Source organism: Micromonospora sp. WMMD1219 (assembly GCF_049315215.1).
GTDB lineage: Bacteria > Actinomycetota > Actinomycetes > Mycobacteriales > Micromonosporaceae > Micromonospora > Micromonospora tulbaghiae.
The window spans coordinates 2,292,757-2,306,531 of sequence record NZ_CP186057.1; the positions used below are offsets into that span (position 1 = coordinate 2,292,757).

A 13,775-nucleotide genomic window follows, 5' to 3' on the forward strand; every position below is an offset into this window, starting at 1 on the left:
GAGAACGGTACGGACCGGACATGGGCTCCGCAACCCACCTTCAGTGACCCTGCTAACTCTGGCTAGCGTTTTGCTTGCAGGAGTTAGCGGCCCGAGCTAGCGTTGAGTCATGGCCACCAGCAAGGACCTTCCCGATGTCGGCGGGTTCATTCGCGACCTGCGGCGCAACGCGAAGATCTCACTGCGCCAGCTCGCCGAGCAGGCGGGCGTCAGCAATCCCTACCTGAGCCAGATCGAGCGCGGGCTGCGCAAGCCGAGCGCCGAGGTGCTCCAGCAGCTCGCCAGCGCGCTGCGCGTCTCCACCCCGGCGATGTACCTGCGTGCCGGGCTGCTGGACGACAAGGAGGGTCAGGGCGTGCTCGCGGCGATCGCCGTCGACCCCGAGCTGACCATGGCCCAGAAGCAGTCGCTCACCCAGATCTACGAGACGTTCCGGCGCGAGAACGCCCGCCTGGCCGAGGCGACCGAGGCCGCCACCACGACGGAAGCGGCCACCACGGCCGAGACGGCCACCGCTCCGGAGGCCCCGGCCACCGTCGCGCCGGCCGCCACCGGTCCGGTGACGCCGGACGGCACCCCGACCGAGGCGGTCCTCGAATCCGTAGCCGTCACCGAAGCGGGCGGCGCGCCCGCGCCGACCACCGCCGCCCCTGAGCAGACGGCCGCCCGCCGGGCGGCCCGGAAGGCCGCCGGTGCGGCCGAGGAGGAGCAGTCATGACCACCCAGCCGAAGACCAACCGCATCCCCGCACCCCTCTACGCCGCCGCCGGCGCCGGTGAGCTGGCCCTGGAGCAGCTGCGCAAGCTGCCGACCGTCGTGACCGACCTCGGCGGCAAGGCCGTCGTCACCGGCTTCGAGCTGCGCCAGAAGGCCACCGAGACGCTGAAGACCGCCAACCAGACCGCCACCGGGCTGCGCGAGCGGGCCGTCGCCACCGACCTCGACCAGCTCCGCGAGGCCGCCAACCTGGAGAAGCTGCGCGAGGCGGCGAACCTGGACAAGCTCCGGGACGCCGCGAACCTGGACAAGCTCCGCGAGGCAGCCACCCGCAACGCCGCCGTCGTGGTGGCCGGTGCGTACGCCGCGCAGGAGCGCGCGCTGGCCGCGTACGCCGAGCTGGTCGCCCGCGGTGAGCGCGTGGTCGGCGCCGGCGTGCTGGAGGCCGCCGACACGGTGAACGCCGACATCGAGGCCACCGCGGCGACCGGCACCGAGGTCGCCTCGAAGACCGAGATCACCCCGAAGCCGGAGACCGCGCCGAAGGCCGCCGCGACGGCCGAGGTGCCCACCCCGGCCGAGGTGGCCGAGGCGGTGGCCGCCAAGCCGGCCGCGGTGAAGCGGACCCGCGCCACCAAGGCGACCGCCACCAAGGCCGCCACGAAGACGGCCGCCGCCAAGCCGGCCACCCCGTCGGCGAAGCTGCCGAAGACCACGAAGCGGACCCGCCCGGCCGCCGAGTGACCCGAAGCTCCACCGGGACCCCGGACAACGTCTTGTCGGACGTTTCCGGGGTCTCGGCATAAGCTTGCCCCCATGGCCATCGCCGCGCCGATCTTCGCGTTCGCAGTCCAAGACGTGATCCAGCTGATCCTGCTCGTCTTCGCCCTGGTCGTACAGGGAGTGGCGCTGGTGCACGCGGTCACCCAGCGCGGCGACGGTTTCGCCGCGCTCGGCACGCTGCCCAAGGGCGGCTGGGTCGCCATCCTGGCGGTCTGCCTGCTGCTGACCCTGCTCGGCTTCGGCCCGATCAGCCTGTTCGGACTGATCGGCATCGCGGCCGGTCTCATCTACCTGCTCGACGTGCGGCCCGGCCTGCGGGACCTGCACGACGGCCGAGGGTCCTGGTGAGAGGTTTCCGCTGGCCTCCGCCACCGGACGGCGGTCCCCGCACCTGGGGGCCCGGCCCCGGCGCGCCCCGCACCGGGCGTCCCGCGTTGCCCGAGCCGGAGACGGAGCTGGTCGCCACCCCGCACGGGGTGAGCCTGGAACGGCTGGTCACCGGCACCGGTGACCCGGTCACCGTGTTCGCGCACGGGCTCGGGAGCGGCATCGCCACCACCCGCCCGTTCGGCAGCGGCGTCACCGGGCGGCGCGTCTTCTTCCAGTTCCGCGGGCACGGCCGCTCCGACTCCCCGCCCGGGCCGTGGAGCTACCTGGACCTCGCCCGTGACCTGCGCGCGATGGCGGACCTGAGCGGCGCGACCCGGGCGTTCGGCGCCAGCCTCGGCGCGGGCGCGCTCTGCCGGCTGCTCGCGGAGAGCCCGGAACGCTTCGAGAAACTCGTCTTCTTCCTGCCCGCCGTGCTGGACGCGCCGCGCGGCGAGGCGGCGCGCGCCCGGCTCACCGGCCTGCTCGACGCGGTGGCCGAGGGCGACGCGTCGGCGCTGGCCGACGCGGTGTCGCTGGAGCTGCCGCCGTCGGTGCGCAACACCCCGGCCGGCTGGGCGTACCTGCGGCAGCGGCTCGACCAGCTGCTGCGCGACGGGCTCGCGCCGGGGCTGGCCGACCTGCCCGCCCAGGCCCCGCTCGACGACGCCGGGTCGCTCGCCGCGGTCACCGCGCCGGCGCTGGTCATCGCCGCCGCCGAGGACGACCTGCACCCGGTCGCCGTCGCCGAACGGCTCGCCGCCGCGCTCCCGAACGCCACACTTCACGTGTACGACCGGCCCGGCGTGCTCTGGACCGAGCGCGCCGACCTGCGGGAGCGCGTCTCGGAGTTCCTGAACGGGTAACGTCGCCGTCCATGGGCGTCACACACCACGGCCGTACGCACCGGCTCGACCTCGCCGACCCGACCCTGCGCGAGTGGACCTGCCGGGTGCTGGCGGCCGATGCCGAGCAGGGCATCGTGCTGGACCGGTCCGCGTTCTACCCCGGTGGCGGCGGGCAGCCGCCGGATCACGGGGTGCTGCTCTGGCAGGGCGTACAGACCCGGATCGTCGGCACCCGCAAGGGCGACGACCTGTGGCTGATCCCGGCCGAGGGCGACCCGGTGCCGCCGGTCGGCACCGAGGTGGTCGGCGCGGTGGAGGACGCCCGCCGGACCATGCTGATGCGTACCCACTCCGGGCTGCACGTGCTCTGCGGCGTGGTGTTCCGCGACTTCGGCGCGCTCGTCACCGGCGGCAACATGGAGCCGGGTGAGGCGCGGATGGACTTCAACCTCCCCGAGGTGCCGCCGGACTTCAAGGCCCGCATCGAGGAGCTGGTGAACGCCGAGGTGGCCGCCGACCGGTCGGTGGCCGTACGGGTGCTGCCGCGCGCCGAGGCGCTCGCCCTGCCGGACATCATCCGTACCCAGTCGAACCTGATCCCGCCGGAGGAGCAGGAGGTGCGGATCGTCGACATCGTGGGGCTGGACGTGCAGGCCGACGGCGGCACGCACGTCGCGTCCACCGCCCAGATCGGCAAGGTCCAGGTGGTCAAGGTGGAGAGCAAGGGCCGGGCCAACCGCCGGGTACGCGTGCGCCTGGCGGACTGATTCACCCGGGCGCGCGCCGGGACCGCAGCGCGCGTGCCTTCTGCCGGTTGCCGCAGCGTTCCATCGCGCACCAGCGGCGCTGCCCCGGCCGCGACGTGTCCACGAAGACCAGTTGGCAGTCGTGTGCGCCGCACTCCCGGATCCGGGCCGCGTAGGGGCCGGTGAGCAGGTCGACCGCGTCCCGGGCGAACGTCGCGACCACCTGCGCGCCGGTCAGCGGCGTACGCCAGGACCGGCCGCCGTCGGGGCCGGCCTGCGGGATCAGCGGCAGCCCGGCCGCGGCGTCGTTCACCACCGCCAGGTCCGCGGCCGGTGGGGTCTCGTCGCGGGTACGCGCCTGCGCCACCCGCCAGAGCGCGTCGCGCAGTCGACGGGCGGCGGCCAGGTCGTCCGCGTCGACGGTGACGGCGGCGGGGTCCAGCCGCAGCCGGGACGCGGCCAGCCAGCCCGCGAGGTCGTCCGGGCGGTGCAGCACCTCGTAGCGGGCGAACGCGCCCGGACCGCCGGTGGTCAGCAGTTCCAGGCAGAGCGCGCCCGGGTCGAAGCGGTACCGGGTGCCTTCGGGACTGATCAGGGTGAGTCCGCTTGCGCCGTTCGTCACGTAACCACTATAACTGGTTACACCAACCGACCACGGAGGACACATGGCCCGGGAGTGGAAACTCGTCATCGACTGTGCCGACCCGATCGGGCTGGCCCGCTTCTGGGCCGAGGCGCTCGGCTACCAGGTCGAGGACAACAGCGTGCTGATCGAGCGGCTGGCCGCCGCCGGTGCGGTGCCGCCGGAGGCGTACGTCGAGGTGGACGGCCGCAAGGCGTGGCGCGAACTGGCGGCGGTACGCCACCCGGACGACCCGGTCGACCCGGCCAGCGGCACCGGGCTGGGCCGGCGGTTCCTGTTCCAGGCCGTTCCCGAGCCCAAGCGGGTCAAGAACCGCCTCCACGTCGACCTGCACGTCGGCCCGGAGGGGCGGGCGGCCGAGGTGAAGCGGCTGACCGCGCTCGGCGCCACGGTGCTGGCCGAGGTCGCCGACCGGGGCAGCGAGCACACCACGATGGCCGACCCGGAGGGCAACGAGTTCGACGTGCAGTGACCCCGCTCAGCGCGGCAGGTGGGCCGCCCGGACGGCGAGCAGCCAGCGTTCCACGGTCTCCTCGTCCGGGCGTTCCGGCAGCGGCGAGCGGGTCCGGTCGAACTCCGCCTCGGCGGTCGCCACCAGGGCCTGCGCCTCGTCCAGCGCGCCACCGGCGACCCGCTCGCCGAACGCGTGGAACCACTCCGGGTCGGCGAGGCGGATCTCCAGTACGCCCGTCGCGTACAGCATCCGGCCCTGGTGCAGCAGCCGGGCCAGGTGCCGGGCGTGCTTCGCCGAGCGTCGCCGCCCGCCGACATCGGCGCTCCGGCTGGCGAGCTTGCGGAACTGCTGCGAGGCGTACCCGAGGTACGCGTCGCGGACCCGCGGCGCGCTGAGGAACGCCGACCGGACGGCGATCAGCTCCTCGCCGAACCCGGTGCGGGTCTCGTAGCAGTCGTCGGGCAGCCACATCAGCTCGGTGGCGGTCGGGTTGCCGCTGAGCGCCAGCAGCGCGTACTTGCGCGCCTCGTGCAGCGTGACGTCCGGCTCGGTGGTCACGACCGACTCGCGGGGCGGGCGCAGGCCGTGGAAGGCGACTGTGGGCGCGGCGAACACGCCGATCCGGTCGGTGTCCGAGCCGGGTCCGGCCAGCCCGTACGCGACCGAGCCGACGATCCCGGACAGCAGCAGGTGCATACCGGTGATGATCGCCCATCCGGGTCTGGAGGAAAACCGGACTTCCGCTGGCAGGTATCGGTGACACGGTGATCCCATGAACTCACCACTGACCGGAACTGTCGCGCTCGTCGCGGGCGCGACCCGGGGCGCCGGCCGGCAGATCGCCGTGCAGCTCGGCGCCGCCGGGGCCACCGTCTACGCCACCGGCCGCACCACCCGCGAGCGCCGCTCCGAGATGGACCGGCCGGAGACCATCGAGGAGACCGCCGAGCTGGTCACCGCCGCCGGGGGCACCGGCATCGCCGTCGCTGTCGACCACCTCGACCCCGAGCAGGTACGCGGCCTGGTCGAGCGGATCGACGCCGAGCAGGGCCGCCTCGACGTGCTGGTGAACGACGTCTGGGGCGGCGATCCGCTGATCACCTGGGAGAAGCCGGTCTGGGAGCAGCCGCTCGACGCCGGTTTCCGCATGCTGCGGCTCGCGGTCGACACGCACATCATCACCAGCCACTTCGCGTTGCCGCTGCTGATCCGCAACCCGGGCGGCCTGGTCGTCGAGATCGGCGACGGCACCAAGGAGCACAACGACAGCGAGTACCGCCTGTCGGTTTTCTACGACCTGGCGAAGGTGTCGGTGAACCGGCTCGGCTTCAGCCAGGCGCACGAGCTGGCCCCGCACGGCTGCACCGCCGTCTCGCTCACGCCCGGCTGGCTGCGCTCGGAGGCGATGCTCGAACACTACGGCGTCACCGAGGCCACCTGGCGTGACGCCGCGAAGACCGAGCCGCACTTCGTCATGTCGGAGACGCCGGCGCTCGTCGGGCGCGCGGTGGCAGCCCTGGCCGCCGACCCGGACCGGGCCCGCTGGAACGGGCAGTCCCTCGACAGCGGCGGCCTGGCCCAGGTGTACGGCTTCACCGACGTCGACGGCAGCCGCCCGCACTGGGCCCGCTACTACGAGGAGGTGGTCAAGCCGGGCAAGCCGGCCGACCCCGACGGCTACCGCTGACCCGACGGCGGATCGGTGTAGAGCGCCGCCGCCCTGCGGGTCGCCTCGGCGAAGCGGGCCCGCAGTTGCGGCGGCGCCAGCACCTCCACCTCCGGGCCGAGCGCCAGCAACTGGGTGTACGCGACGTCCACCGACTCGACCGGCAGCCGCAGCACCAGCCGGCCCTGCTCGTCCGGCGGCCCGGCCGAGTCCACCGCCTCGGTGTGGACGAACGGCGCGTCCACCAGGTGCCGCAGCGTCCGCAGCCCGGCCGGGCTCAGTCGCACGGTGACCCGCTCCCGCAGCAGTTCGCGCAGGAACGCGCCGGCCTGCTCCCGCCAGTACGCCCCGAGGTCGAAGTCCTCGTCCCGGTCGAAGCCGTCGGCGCCCACCTCGACCGCCATCACCCGGTCCACCCGGTACGTCCGCCAGGCGTCGCCGACCCGGCCGACCAGATACCAGACCCCGTTCTTCAGCACCAGCCCGTACGGCGCCAGCGTGCGGGTCACCTCGCGGTCCCCGCGCCGGTAGCGCAGCTCCACCATCAGGTCCCGCCAGACCGCCCGGGCCAGCTCGGCGAGCGTCGGCGGCGCCGGGGTCTCCCGGAACCAGCCGGGCACGTCCAGGTGGAACCGCTGCCCGGTACGCGCGGGCGCGTCCCGCAGGCTCGGCGGCAGCGCGGCGAGCACCTTCAGCTCGGCGGCGGCCACCGAGTCGGCCAGTCCCATGTCCCCGGCCGGCCCGGGCAGCCCGGCCAGGAACAGCGCCTCGGCCTCGTCCCGGCTCAACCCGGTCAAGCGGGTCCGGTAGCCGCCGAGCAGCCGGTAGCCGCCGGCCCGGCCCCGGTCCGCGTACACCGGGACACCGGCGGCGGAGAGCGCCAGCACGTCCCGGTAGACGGTCCGCTCGGACACCTCCAGCTCGCGGGCCAGCTCGGCGGCGGTCATCGTCTCCCGGGACTGGAGCAGCAGCACAAGCGAGATCAGCCGGGACGCACGCACAGACCCATTGTGGTGCACCGGGAGATTAGGCTGTGCCGTCGTGAACGCCTCCCGTACCGTCGCGCCGGTCACCGGCGCGGCCACCCGCTTCCTCGGCGGCGCCGGACTGCTGCTGCGCGGCTTCGGCATGTACGTCCGCAGCCCCAAGCTGATGCTGCTCGGCGTGATCCCGGCGCTGATCACCGGCGCGCTCTACGTGGCCCTGTTCGCCACGCTGCTCTACTTCGTGGACGACCTGGCGGGCTGGCTCACCCCGTTCGCCGACGACTGGTCGTCGCCCTGGCGCGGGCTGCTGCGGGTCGCCGCCGGGCTGGCGGTGGTGGGGGTCGCCGGGCTGGTCGGTGTGCTCACGTTCACCGCCGTCACGCTGGTCATCGGTGACCCGTTCTACGAGGCGATCTCCGAGCGGGTCGAGAACCGGCTCGGCGGCACCCCCGGCGCGGTCGACGTGCCGTTCTGGTCCTCGCTTCGGCGCAGCCTCGCCGACTCGCTGCGCCTGGTGGCGCTGTCCGCGCTGATCGGCGTACCCCTGTTCGCGGCCGGTTTCATCCCGGTGGTGGGGCAGACGGTGGTCCCGGTGGTCGGTGCCCTGGTGGGTGGCTGGTTCCTGGCGCTGGAGCTGGTCGGCGCGCCGTTCTACCGGCGGGGGATGCGGCTGCCGGACCGGCGGGCCCGGCTGCGGACCGACCGCCCGACGGCGCTCGGTTTCGGGGTGGCGGTCTTCCTGTGCTTCCTGATCCCGCTCGGCGCGGTGCTGGTCATGCCGGCCGCCGTCGCCGGGGCCGCGCTGCTGGCCCGCCGGTCGCTGGGCCAGCCCATCGAGGAGGGCTGAGATGGACACCGTCCTGATCGAGGGGGACATCACCGCGCAACAGGTCGACGCCATAGTCAACGCCGCCAACTCGTCGCTGCTCGGCGGCGGGGGAGTGGACGGCGCGATCCACCGGCGCGGCGGCCCGGCGATCCTGGAGGAGTGCCGGGCGCTGCGCGCCTCCCGGTACGGGCGCGGGCTGCCCACCGGCCAGGCCGTCGCCACCACCGCCGGCAACCTGCCCGCCCGCTGGGCGGTGCACACCGTCGGGCCGGTCTTCTCGCCGCGCGAGGACCGCTCGGCGCTGCTGCGCGACTGCTACGCCAACAGCCTGCGGGTCGCCGACGGGCTGGGCGCGACCCGGATCGCGTTCCCGCTGATCTCCGCCGGGATCTACGGCTGGCCGGTCGAGGACGCGGTGGCGCAGGCGCTGACAGTGCTGCACGCGGCCACCCCGGCGCACGTCACCGAGGCCCGGCTGGTGCTGTTCGGCGCGGACACGTACGCCACCGCGGTGCGGGTGGCAGCCGGGCTCACGTGAGTTTGCGCCGGCACGACCACTGGCTGTCCACCGGCCGGTAGCCGAGCCGCTCGTTCACCGCCAGCATCGGCGCGTTCGCCTCGTCGTTCGAGGTGTACGCGGTGCGTACCCCGCGCGCGGCGGCGGCGTGCAGGGCGGCCTGCTTGGCCAGCCGGGCCAGCCCTCGCCCCCGGTACGCGGGCAGCGTGCCGGTGAAGTCCGACCACATCCGGTCGCCGTCGCGCTTGACCAGGCTGAGCGCGACCAGTTCGCCGTCCACCTCGGCGAGCGTGCTGGCCTCTCGGTCCAGCCCTGGGTTGTCCCAGCACTCGTGGAGCCACAGGTCGAAGCCGAGCGAGTCCGTGGGCACGTCGCCCGGCTCGTCCCGGGACGCCTCGGCGTCGACCCGGTGCACCAGGCGCGGGTCGAGCCCGGCGGCGGACACCAGCCGTACGCCCGGCGGCGCCTGCGGCATCGGCGGAGGCGTGCTCAGGTCCAGTGCCGAGTAACGCACCTCCCGGCTGGGCGTGAAGCCGTGCCGCTGCGCGAACGGCAGCGACTCGGTACGCGCATGGGTGAGCACCCGGGTGGACCCGAGCGCCCGCAGGTGACCGAACGCGGCGTCGAACAGCGCGGTGCCGGTGCCCCGGCCGCGGTGTTCGGGGTGCACGTGCAGCAGGGCGATCTCGCCCACGCCGGGCGTCGAGGTCTGCGTGTTGCGGTACGCCGACACCCAGCCGATCACCTGCCCGTCCGCCTCGGCGACCCAGGCCGCCCAGTCCTCGCCGGCCGGCGGGTCGGCGATCATGCGGCGGGTCGACTCGACGCCGCGCACCAGGTACGGGTAGACGAGCGCGCGCAACGCCACCACGGCGGGCGCGTCGTCGGCGCGGGCGGGACGGATCTCGGCTCCACTCATTCGGCGGACCCTAGACCCGTCGCCGCCCGCGCCGCGACCGGATAACCAGCGCGACCGGATGATCAGGCGGACTCGCGCAGCACCAGCTCGGTCGGCAGCACCAGCGCCTGCTCGACCTGCTCGCCCGCGGCGATCCGCAGCAGTTGCCGGGTCATCGACCGGCCCAGCTCCACTATCGGCTGCCGCACCGTGGTCAGCGGCGGCTCGGTGTACGCGGCCGTCTCGATGTCGTCGAACCCGATCACCGCCACGTCCTCGGGCACCCGCCGCCCCTCCTCGCGCAGGGCGCGCAGCGCGGCGTGCGCCATCAGGTCGGAGGCGGCGAACACGGCGTCCAGTTCCGGGTCGGCGGCGAGCAGCTCGCGCATCGCGGCGGTGCCGGACTCCCGGGTGAAGTCGCCGTACGCGACCAGCTCCGGCAGCCCGGCGTCGGTGATCGCGCTGCGGTAGCCGATCAGCCGCTCGATCCCGGCGACCATGTCCTGCGGCCCGGCGATGGTGGCGATCCGCCGCCGCCCGCTCGCGATCAGGTGTTGGACGGCTGTGCTCACGCCGCCTTCGTGGTCGACGTCCACGTACGGCACGTCGGCGCCGTCGAGCGGCCGCCCGCTGCACACCACCGGGATGCCGAGGCGGGCCAGCCGGCCGGGCAGCGGGTCCTCGCCGTGCAGCGAGGCGAACAGCACCCCGTCGACGTGCCGGCCGGTGGTGTACCGCTCGACCCGTTCGTGCCCGGCCGGCGAACCGGCGAGCATCAGCACGAGCTGCTTGTCCGCCGCCTCCAGCTCCTGCGCCGCGCCCCGGATGATGCCCGGGAAGACCTGGTCGTCGGAGAAGACCCGGGTGGCCGCCTCGGGCAGCACCAGCGCGACCGAGTCGGTCCGCTGGGTGACCAGGCTGCGGGCGGCGAGGTTCGGGACGTACCCGAGTTCCTCGACCGCCCGGCGTACCGCCTGCCGGATCGGCTCCGCGACTGTGGTCGAGCCGTTCACCACCCGGGAGACGGTGGCCCGGGACACGCCGGCCAGCCGGGCCACCGCCTCCAGGGTCGGTCGCTGTGCCGTCGTCATCCCCGTAACCACCACCTCGTCACAGCCCGTTCCGGGCGATCACCTCCTGGTACCAGCGGGCGCTGCGCTTTGGTGTGCGCCGCTGGGTCAGGTAGTCGACGTGGACGATCCCGAACCGCTTCCGGTAACCCTCGGCCCATTCGAAGTTGTCCAGCACCGACCATACGAGATAACCGCGCAGGTCCACGCCGCGGGCGATCGCTTCGTGCGCGGCGCGCAGGTGCCCGTCGAGGTAGGCGACCCGGTCGGCGTCGGCCACCTCACCCCGCTCGTCGAGCCCGGTGTCCGGGAACGCCCCGCCGTTCTCGGTGATCATCAACGGCAGCCCGGGGTGGTCGGCCGCCACGCGTTCGAGCAGCCGGGTCAGCCCGGCCGGCTCGATCGACCAGCCCATGTCGGTCAGCGGCCCGGCCGGCGGCAGGAACTCGACCGCCCCGGCGGTGCCCGGGTACGCGCCGCCTCCCGCGCCGTCGGCCCGCCCGGCCACGTAGGTGGGCGCGTAGTAGTTCAGGCCGAGCAGGTCCAGCGGCGCGGCGATCAGCTTCTCGTCCCCGTCCCTGACGAAGTCCGGCGTGACGATCCGGCTGACGTGGGCCAGCACGTCCGCCGGGTAGCCGCCGCCGGTCAGCGGGTCCAGGAAGATCCGGTTGTGCAGGCCGTCGACGAGCCGGACCGCCTCGGCGTCGGCGGCGCTGCCCGCGTCCGCCGGCTGCACGTCGGCCAGGTTGAGCGTGATCCCGAGCGTCTCCACGCCGGCCGCGCGCAACGCCCGCGCCGCCAGGCCGTGGCCGAGCAGCAGATGGTGTACGGCCCGGAACGCGTCACCGGAGTCACGGCGCCCCGGCGCGTGCACGCCGGAGCCGTACCCGAGGTAGGCCGAGCACCACGGTTCGTTGAGCGTGGTCCAGGTGCGGACCCGGTCGCCGAGGCGGCGGTGCACGGCGAGCGCGTACTCGGCGAAGTGCTCGGCGGTCTCCCGGACCGTCCACCCGCCCCGGTCCTCCAGCGCCTGCGGCAGGTCCCAGTGGTAGAGCGTGACGATCGGGTCGATGCCGGCGGCCAGCAGCGCGTCGGTCAGCCGGTCGTAGAAGTCCAGGCCGCGCGGCTCGACCGGCCCGGTGCCGTCCGGCCGCACCCGGGGCCAGGACACCGAGAACCGGTACGCCCGCAGCCCCAGCTCCGCCATCAGCGCGACGTCCTGCGCGTACCGGTGGTAGTGGTCGCAGGCCACGTCGCCGGTGTGTCCCTGGAACACCGCGCCGGGCGTACGGCTGAAGGTGTCCCAGATCGACGGACCGCGACCGTCCTCGCGGGCGGCGCCCTCGATCTGGTACGCGGCGGTGGCCCCGCCCCAGACGAAGCCCTCCGGGAATCGGACGTTGCTCATGCCTTGACCGCACCTTCCATGATGCCGCCGATGATCTGGCGGCCGAAGACGACGAACACCAGCAGCAGCGGCAACGTGGCGATGGCCGTGCCGGTGAACACTTGCGACATGTCCTGGTAGTACCCGTCGGAGAGGGCCCGCAGCGACAGCTGCACCGTCGGGTTCTCCGGGTCGTTCAGCACCGCGTACGGCCACAGGAAGTCGTTCCAGGTGGTCATGAACGTGAGCAGGCCGAGGACGGCGGCGGCCGGGCGCAGCGCGGGCAGCACCACGTTCCAGTAGATCCGCGCGGTGTTGCAGCCGTCCATCCGGGCCGCCTCGATCAGCTCGGTGCTCACCGCCTGGCCCGCGTACTGGCGCATCATGAACACGCCGAAGCCGGTGACCAGCGCCGGCACGATCACGGCGGGCAGCCGGTCGTTCCAGTTCAGCTTCGTCATCAGCAGGTAGAGCGGGATCACGCCGAGCTGGGTGGGGACCATCATGGTGGCGACGATGACCAGCAGCAGCGCGTTGCGCCCGCGGAAGCGCAGCTTGGCGAACGCGAACCCGGCCAGCGTGGAGAAGAACACCACCGAGATCGTCACCGTGGTGGCCACGATGGCCGAGTTGATCAGGCCGGTCAGGAAGTACGCGTCGGTGTTGTCGAACAGCCGGGCGATGTTGGCGCCGAGGTTGCCGCCGGGGGTGAGCGGCGGCGGGACCTGGCCCATCGTGTCGCTGGTCCGGCTGGCCACCACGAACATCCAGTAGATCGGGAAGATCGACAGGACGGCCGAGAGCGTCAGCGCCAGGTAGGTGAGCCGGCTTGCCGACCAGAGGCGGGTCATCGGGAGACCTCCTTGCGGGAGCCGCCGCCGAGCCGGCGCAGGAGCAGGACGTTGATCGCCGCGACCACGGCGATGAGCGCGAACAGCAGCCAGGCGACCGCCGAGCCGTAGCCGAAGTTGTAGTGCGGCGCGAAGGCGTTCTCGAACATGTACATGGTCACCGTCTGCGACTCCCGCAGCGGCCCGCCGCGGATCGCGTTGGTGCCGGAGTTGAACATCCGCGGCTCGGTGAAGAGCTGGAGACCGCCGATGGTGGAGATGATGACCGCGAAGATGATCGTCGGCTTGAGCAGCGGCACCGTGATGGACCAGAACTGCCGGGCCCGGCCGGCGCCGTCGATCGCCGCCGACTCGTACAGGTCGCGGGGGATGGCCTGCATGGCGGCCAGGAAGATCAGCGCGTTGTAACCGGTCCAGCGCCAGTCGACCATGGTGGAGATGGCGACCCAGGCGGCGAACCGGTTCGCCTTCCAGTCGATCGCGCTGATCCCGACGTGGTCGAGCAGCCAGTTGATCATGCCGAACTCGCGGCCGAACAGCACCGCGAACACGATCGCCACGGCGGCGGTCGAGGTGACGTTCGGGATCAGCACCGCCATCCGCCAGGTGGTACGGGCGCGAAGCTGCCGGTTCAGCAGGTTGGCCAGCCAGAGCGCGGCCAGCAACTGGGGGACCGTGGAGATCACGAAGATGCCCAGCGTGTTGACCACCGAGTGCCAGAAATCGGAGTCGGCGAGCAGCTGGGTGTAGTTGTCGAAGCCGATGAACGGGTGCTCGGCGCCGAGCAGGTCCCAGTCGTGCAGCGAGACCCAGAACGTGTACGCCAGCGGGTACGCCCCGAAGACGCCGAACAGCAGGAAGAACGGGGCGATGAACAGGTACGGCGAGTACCTGGTGTCGATCCGGCTGAGCCGGTTGCCCAGGCCGGGACGGGTGGGACGGGGCGCCGGTGCGACCGGCGGGCGGGCGTCGAGCTGGACGGCCATGACCCGGGACTCCTTTCCGCCGTGCGGG

17 protein-coding genes are annotated in these 13,775 nt (G+C 73.3%); 9 read left to right on the forward strand and 8 right to left on the reverse strand.

All coding sequences use genetic code 11. From position 1 onward, the window contains the following. Positions 1–109: 109 nt before the first annotated feature. The 5 genes from ACN27C_RS10980 (at position 110) to ACN27C_RS11000 (ending at position 3,481) form a co-directional block, all read left to right on the forward strand. Positions 110–718 (forward strand): helix-turn-helix domain-containing protein, encoded by a 609-nt coding sequence (locus ACN27C_RS10980; protein WP_120572928.1) that lies wholly within the window; start codon positions 110–112, stop codon positions 716–718. Further along, a complete protein-coding gene (locus tag ACN27C_RS10985; protein WP_422751087.1) occupies positions 715–1,461 on the forward strand; it encodes a hypothetical protein in 747 nt (248 codons plus the stop codon). The genes ACN27C_RS10980 and ACN27C_RS10985 overlap by 4 nt, the downstream gene beginning before the upstream one ends. Before the next feature lie 72 nt (positions 1,462–1,533). Then, positions 1,534–1,848, forward strand: a complete 315-nt coding sequence (locus ACN27C_RS10990) for a DUF2516 family protein (protein ID WP_013288803.1) — start codon at positions 1,534–1,536, stop codon at positions 1,846–1,848. Then, positions 1,845–2,732 (forward strand): alpha/beta fold hydrolase, encoded by an 888-nt coding sequence (locus ACN27C_RS10995; RefSeq protein ID WP_422751088.1) that lies wholly within the window; start codon positions 1,845–1,847, stop codon positions 2,730–2,732. Before ACN27C_RS10990 ends, ACN27C_RS10995 begins: the two co-directional genes overlap by 4 nt. A gap of 11 nt (positions 2,733–2,743) precedes the next feature. Then, complete coding sequence (locus tag ACN27C_RS11000) at positions 2,744–3,481, forward strand: alanyl-tRNA editing protein (protein WP_422751089.1); 738 nt, start codon at positions 2,744–2,746, stop codon at positions 3,479–3,481. Between the two features lies 1 nt (position 3,482). Here the strand turns inward: ACN27C_RS11000 and ACN27C_RS11005 are convergent, their stop codons facing one another. Continuing rightward, on the reverse strand, positions 3,483–4,082 hold the full coding sequence (locus tag ACN27C_RS11005; RefSeq protein ID WP_358174228.1) for a CGNR zinc finger domain-containing protein: 600 nt from the start codon (positions 4,080–4,082) through the stop codon (positions 3,483–3,485). A 43-nt stretch (positions 4,083–4,125) separates the two neighbouring features. Between ACN27C_RS11005 and ACN27C_RS11010 the strand changes: the two genes are divergently transcribed. Then, complete coding sequence (locus tag ACN27C_RS11010) at positions 4,126–4,575, forward strand: VOC family protein (protein ID WP_358174231.1); 450 nt, start codon at positions 4,126–4,128, stop codon at positions 4,573–4,575. Positions 4,576–4,581: 6 nt separating this feature from the next. Here ACN27C_RS11010 and ACN27C_RS11015 read toward each other — a convergent pair whose 3' ends face one another. Then, complete coding sequence (locus ACN27C_RS11015; protein ID WP_422751090.1) at positions 4,582–5,253, reverse strand: nucleotidyltransferase domain-containing protein; 672 nt, start codon at positions 5,251–5,253, stop codon at positions 4,582–4,584. Positions 5,254–5,329: 76 nt separating this feature from the next. Here ACN27C_RS11015 and ACN27C_RS11020 point away from each other — a divergent pair, with 76 nt between their 5' ends. Beyond that, on the forward strand, positions 5,330–6,244 hold the full coding sequence (locus ACN27C_RS11020; protein WP_357793100.1) for an SDR family oxidoreductase: 915 nt from the start codon (positions 5,330–5,332) through the stop codon (positions 6,242–6,244). Here ACN27C_RS11020 and ACN27C_RS11025 read toward each other — a convergent pair. Then, positions 6,235–7,224 (reverse strand): helix-turn-helix transcriptional regulator, encoded by a 990-nt coding sequence (locus ACN27C_RS11025; RefSeq protein WP_422751091.1) that lies wholly within the window; start codon positions 7,222–7,224, stop codon positions 6,235–6,237. The genes ACN27C_RS11020 and ACN27C_RS11025 overlap by 10 nt on opposite strands. A 40-nt stretch (positions 7,225–7,264) precedes the next feature. On the opposite strand from ACN27C_RS11025, the gene ACN27C_RS11030 reads away from it, so the two are divergent. Both ACN27C_RS11030 and ACN27C_RS11035 read left to right on the forward strand, forming a co-directional pair. After that, entirely contained in the window at positions 7,265–8,056 is a 792-nt protein-coding gene (locus ACN27C_RS11030; RefSeq protein WP_422751092.1) for an EI24 domain-containing protein, read from the forward strand. Position 8,057: 1 nt separating this feature from the next. Then, positions 8,058–8,576: an O-acetyl-ADP-ribose deacetylase gene (locus ACN27C_RS11035; protein WP_422751093.1), complete on the forward strand. Its 519-nt coding sequence runs from the start codon at positions 8,058–8,060 to the stop codon at positions 8,574–8,576. Here the strand turns inward: ACN27C_RS11035 and ACN27C_RS11040 are convergent. From ACN27C_RS11040 to ACN27C_RS11060, 5 genes are all read right to left on the reverse strand, one after another. Further along, a complete protein-coding gene (locus tag ACN27C_RS11040; RefSeq protein WP_422751094.1) occupies positions 8,569–9,474 on the reverse strand; it encodes a GNAT family N-acetyltransferase in 906 nt (301 codons plus the stop codon). The genes ACN27C_RS11035 and ACN27C_RS11040 overlap by 8 nt on opposite strands. Before the next feature lie 62 nt (positions 9,475–9,536). Next, on the reverse strand, positions 9,537–10,544 hold the full coding sequence (locus ACN27C_RS11045) for a LacI family DNA-binding transcriptional regulator (RefSeq protein WP_421499048.1): 1,008 nt from the start codon (positions 10,542–10,544) through the stop codon (positions 9,537–9,539). Positions 10,545–10,563: 19 nt separating this feature from the next. Continuing rightward, positions 10,564–11,931 (reverse strand): GH1 family beta-glucosidase, encoded by a 1,368-nt coding sequence (locus tag ACN27C_RS11050; protein ID WP_422751095.1) that lies wholly within the window; start codon positions 11,929–11,931, stop codon positions 10,564–10,566. Next, positions 11,928–12,761: a carbohydrate ABC transporter permease gene (locus ACN27C_RS11055; protein WP_121683310.1), complete on the reverse strand. Its 834-nt coding sequence runs from the start codon at positions 12,759–12,761 to the stop codon at positions 11,928–11,930. The genes ACN27C_RS11050 and ACN27C_RS11055 overlap by 4 nt, the downstream gene beginning before the upstream one ends. Next, entirely contained in the window at positions 12,758–13,747 is a 990-nt protein-coding gene (locus ACN27C_RS11060; protein ID WP_121683309.1) for a carbohydrate ABC transporter permease, read from the reverse strand. The genes ACN27C_RS11055 and ACN27C_RS11060 overlap by 4 nt, the downstream gene beginning before the upstream one ends. Between the last annotated feature and the right edge of the window lie 28 nt (positions 13,748–13,775).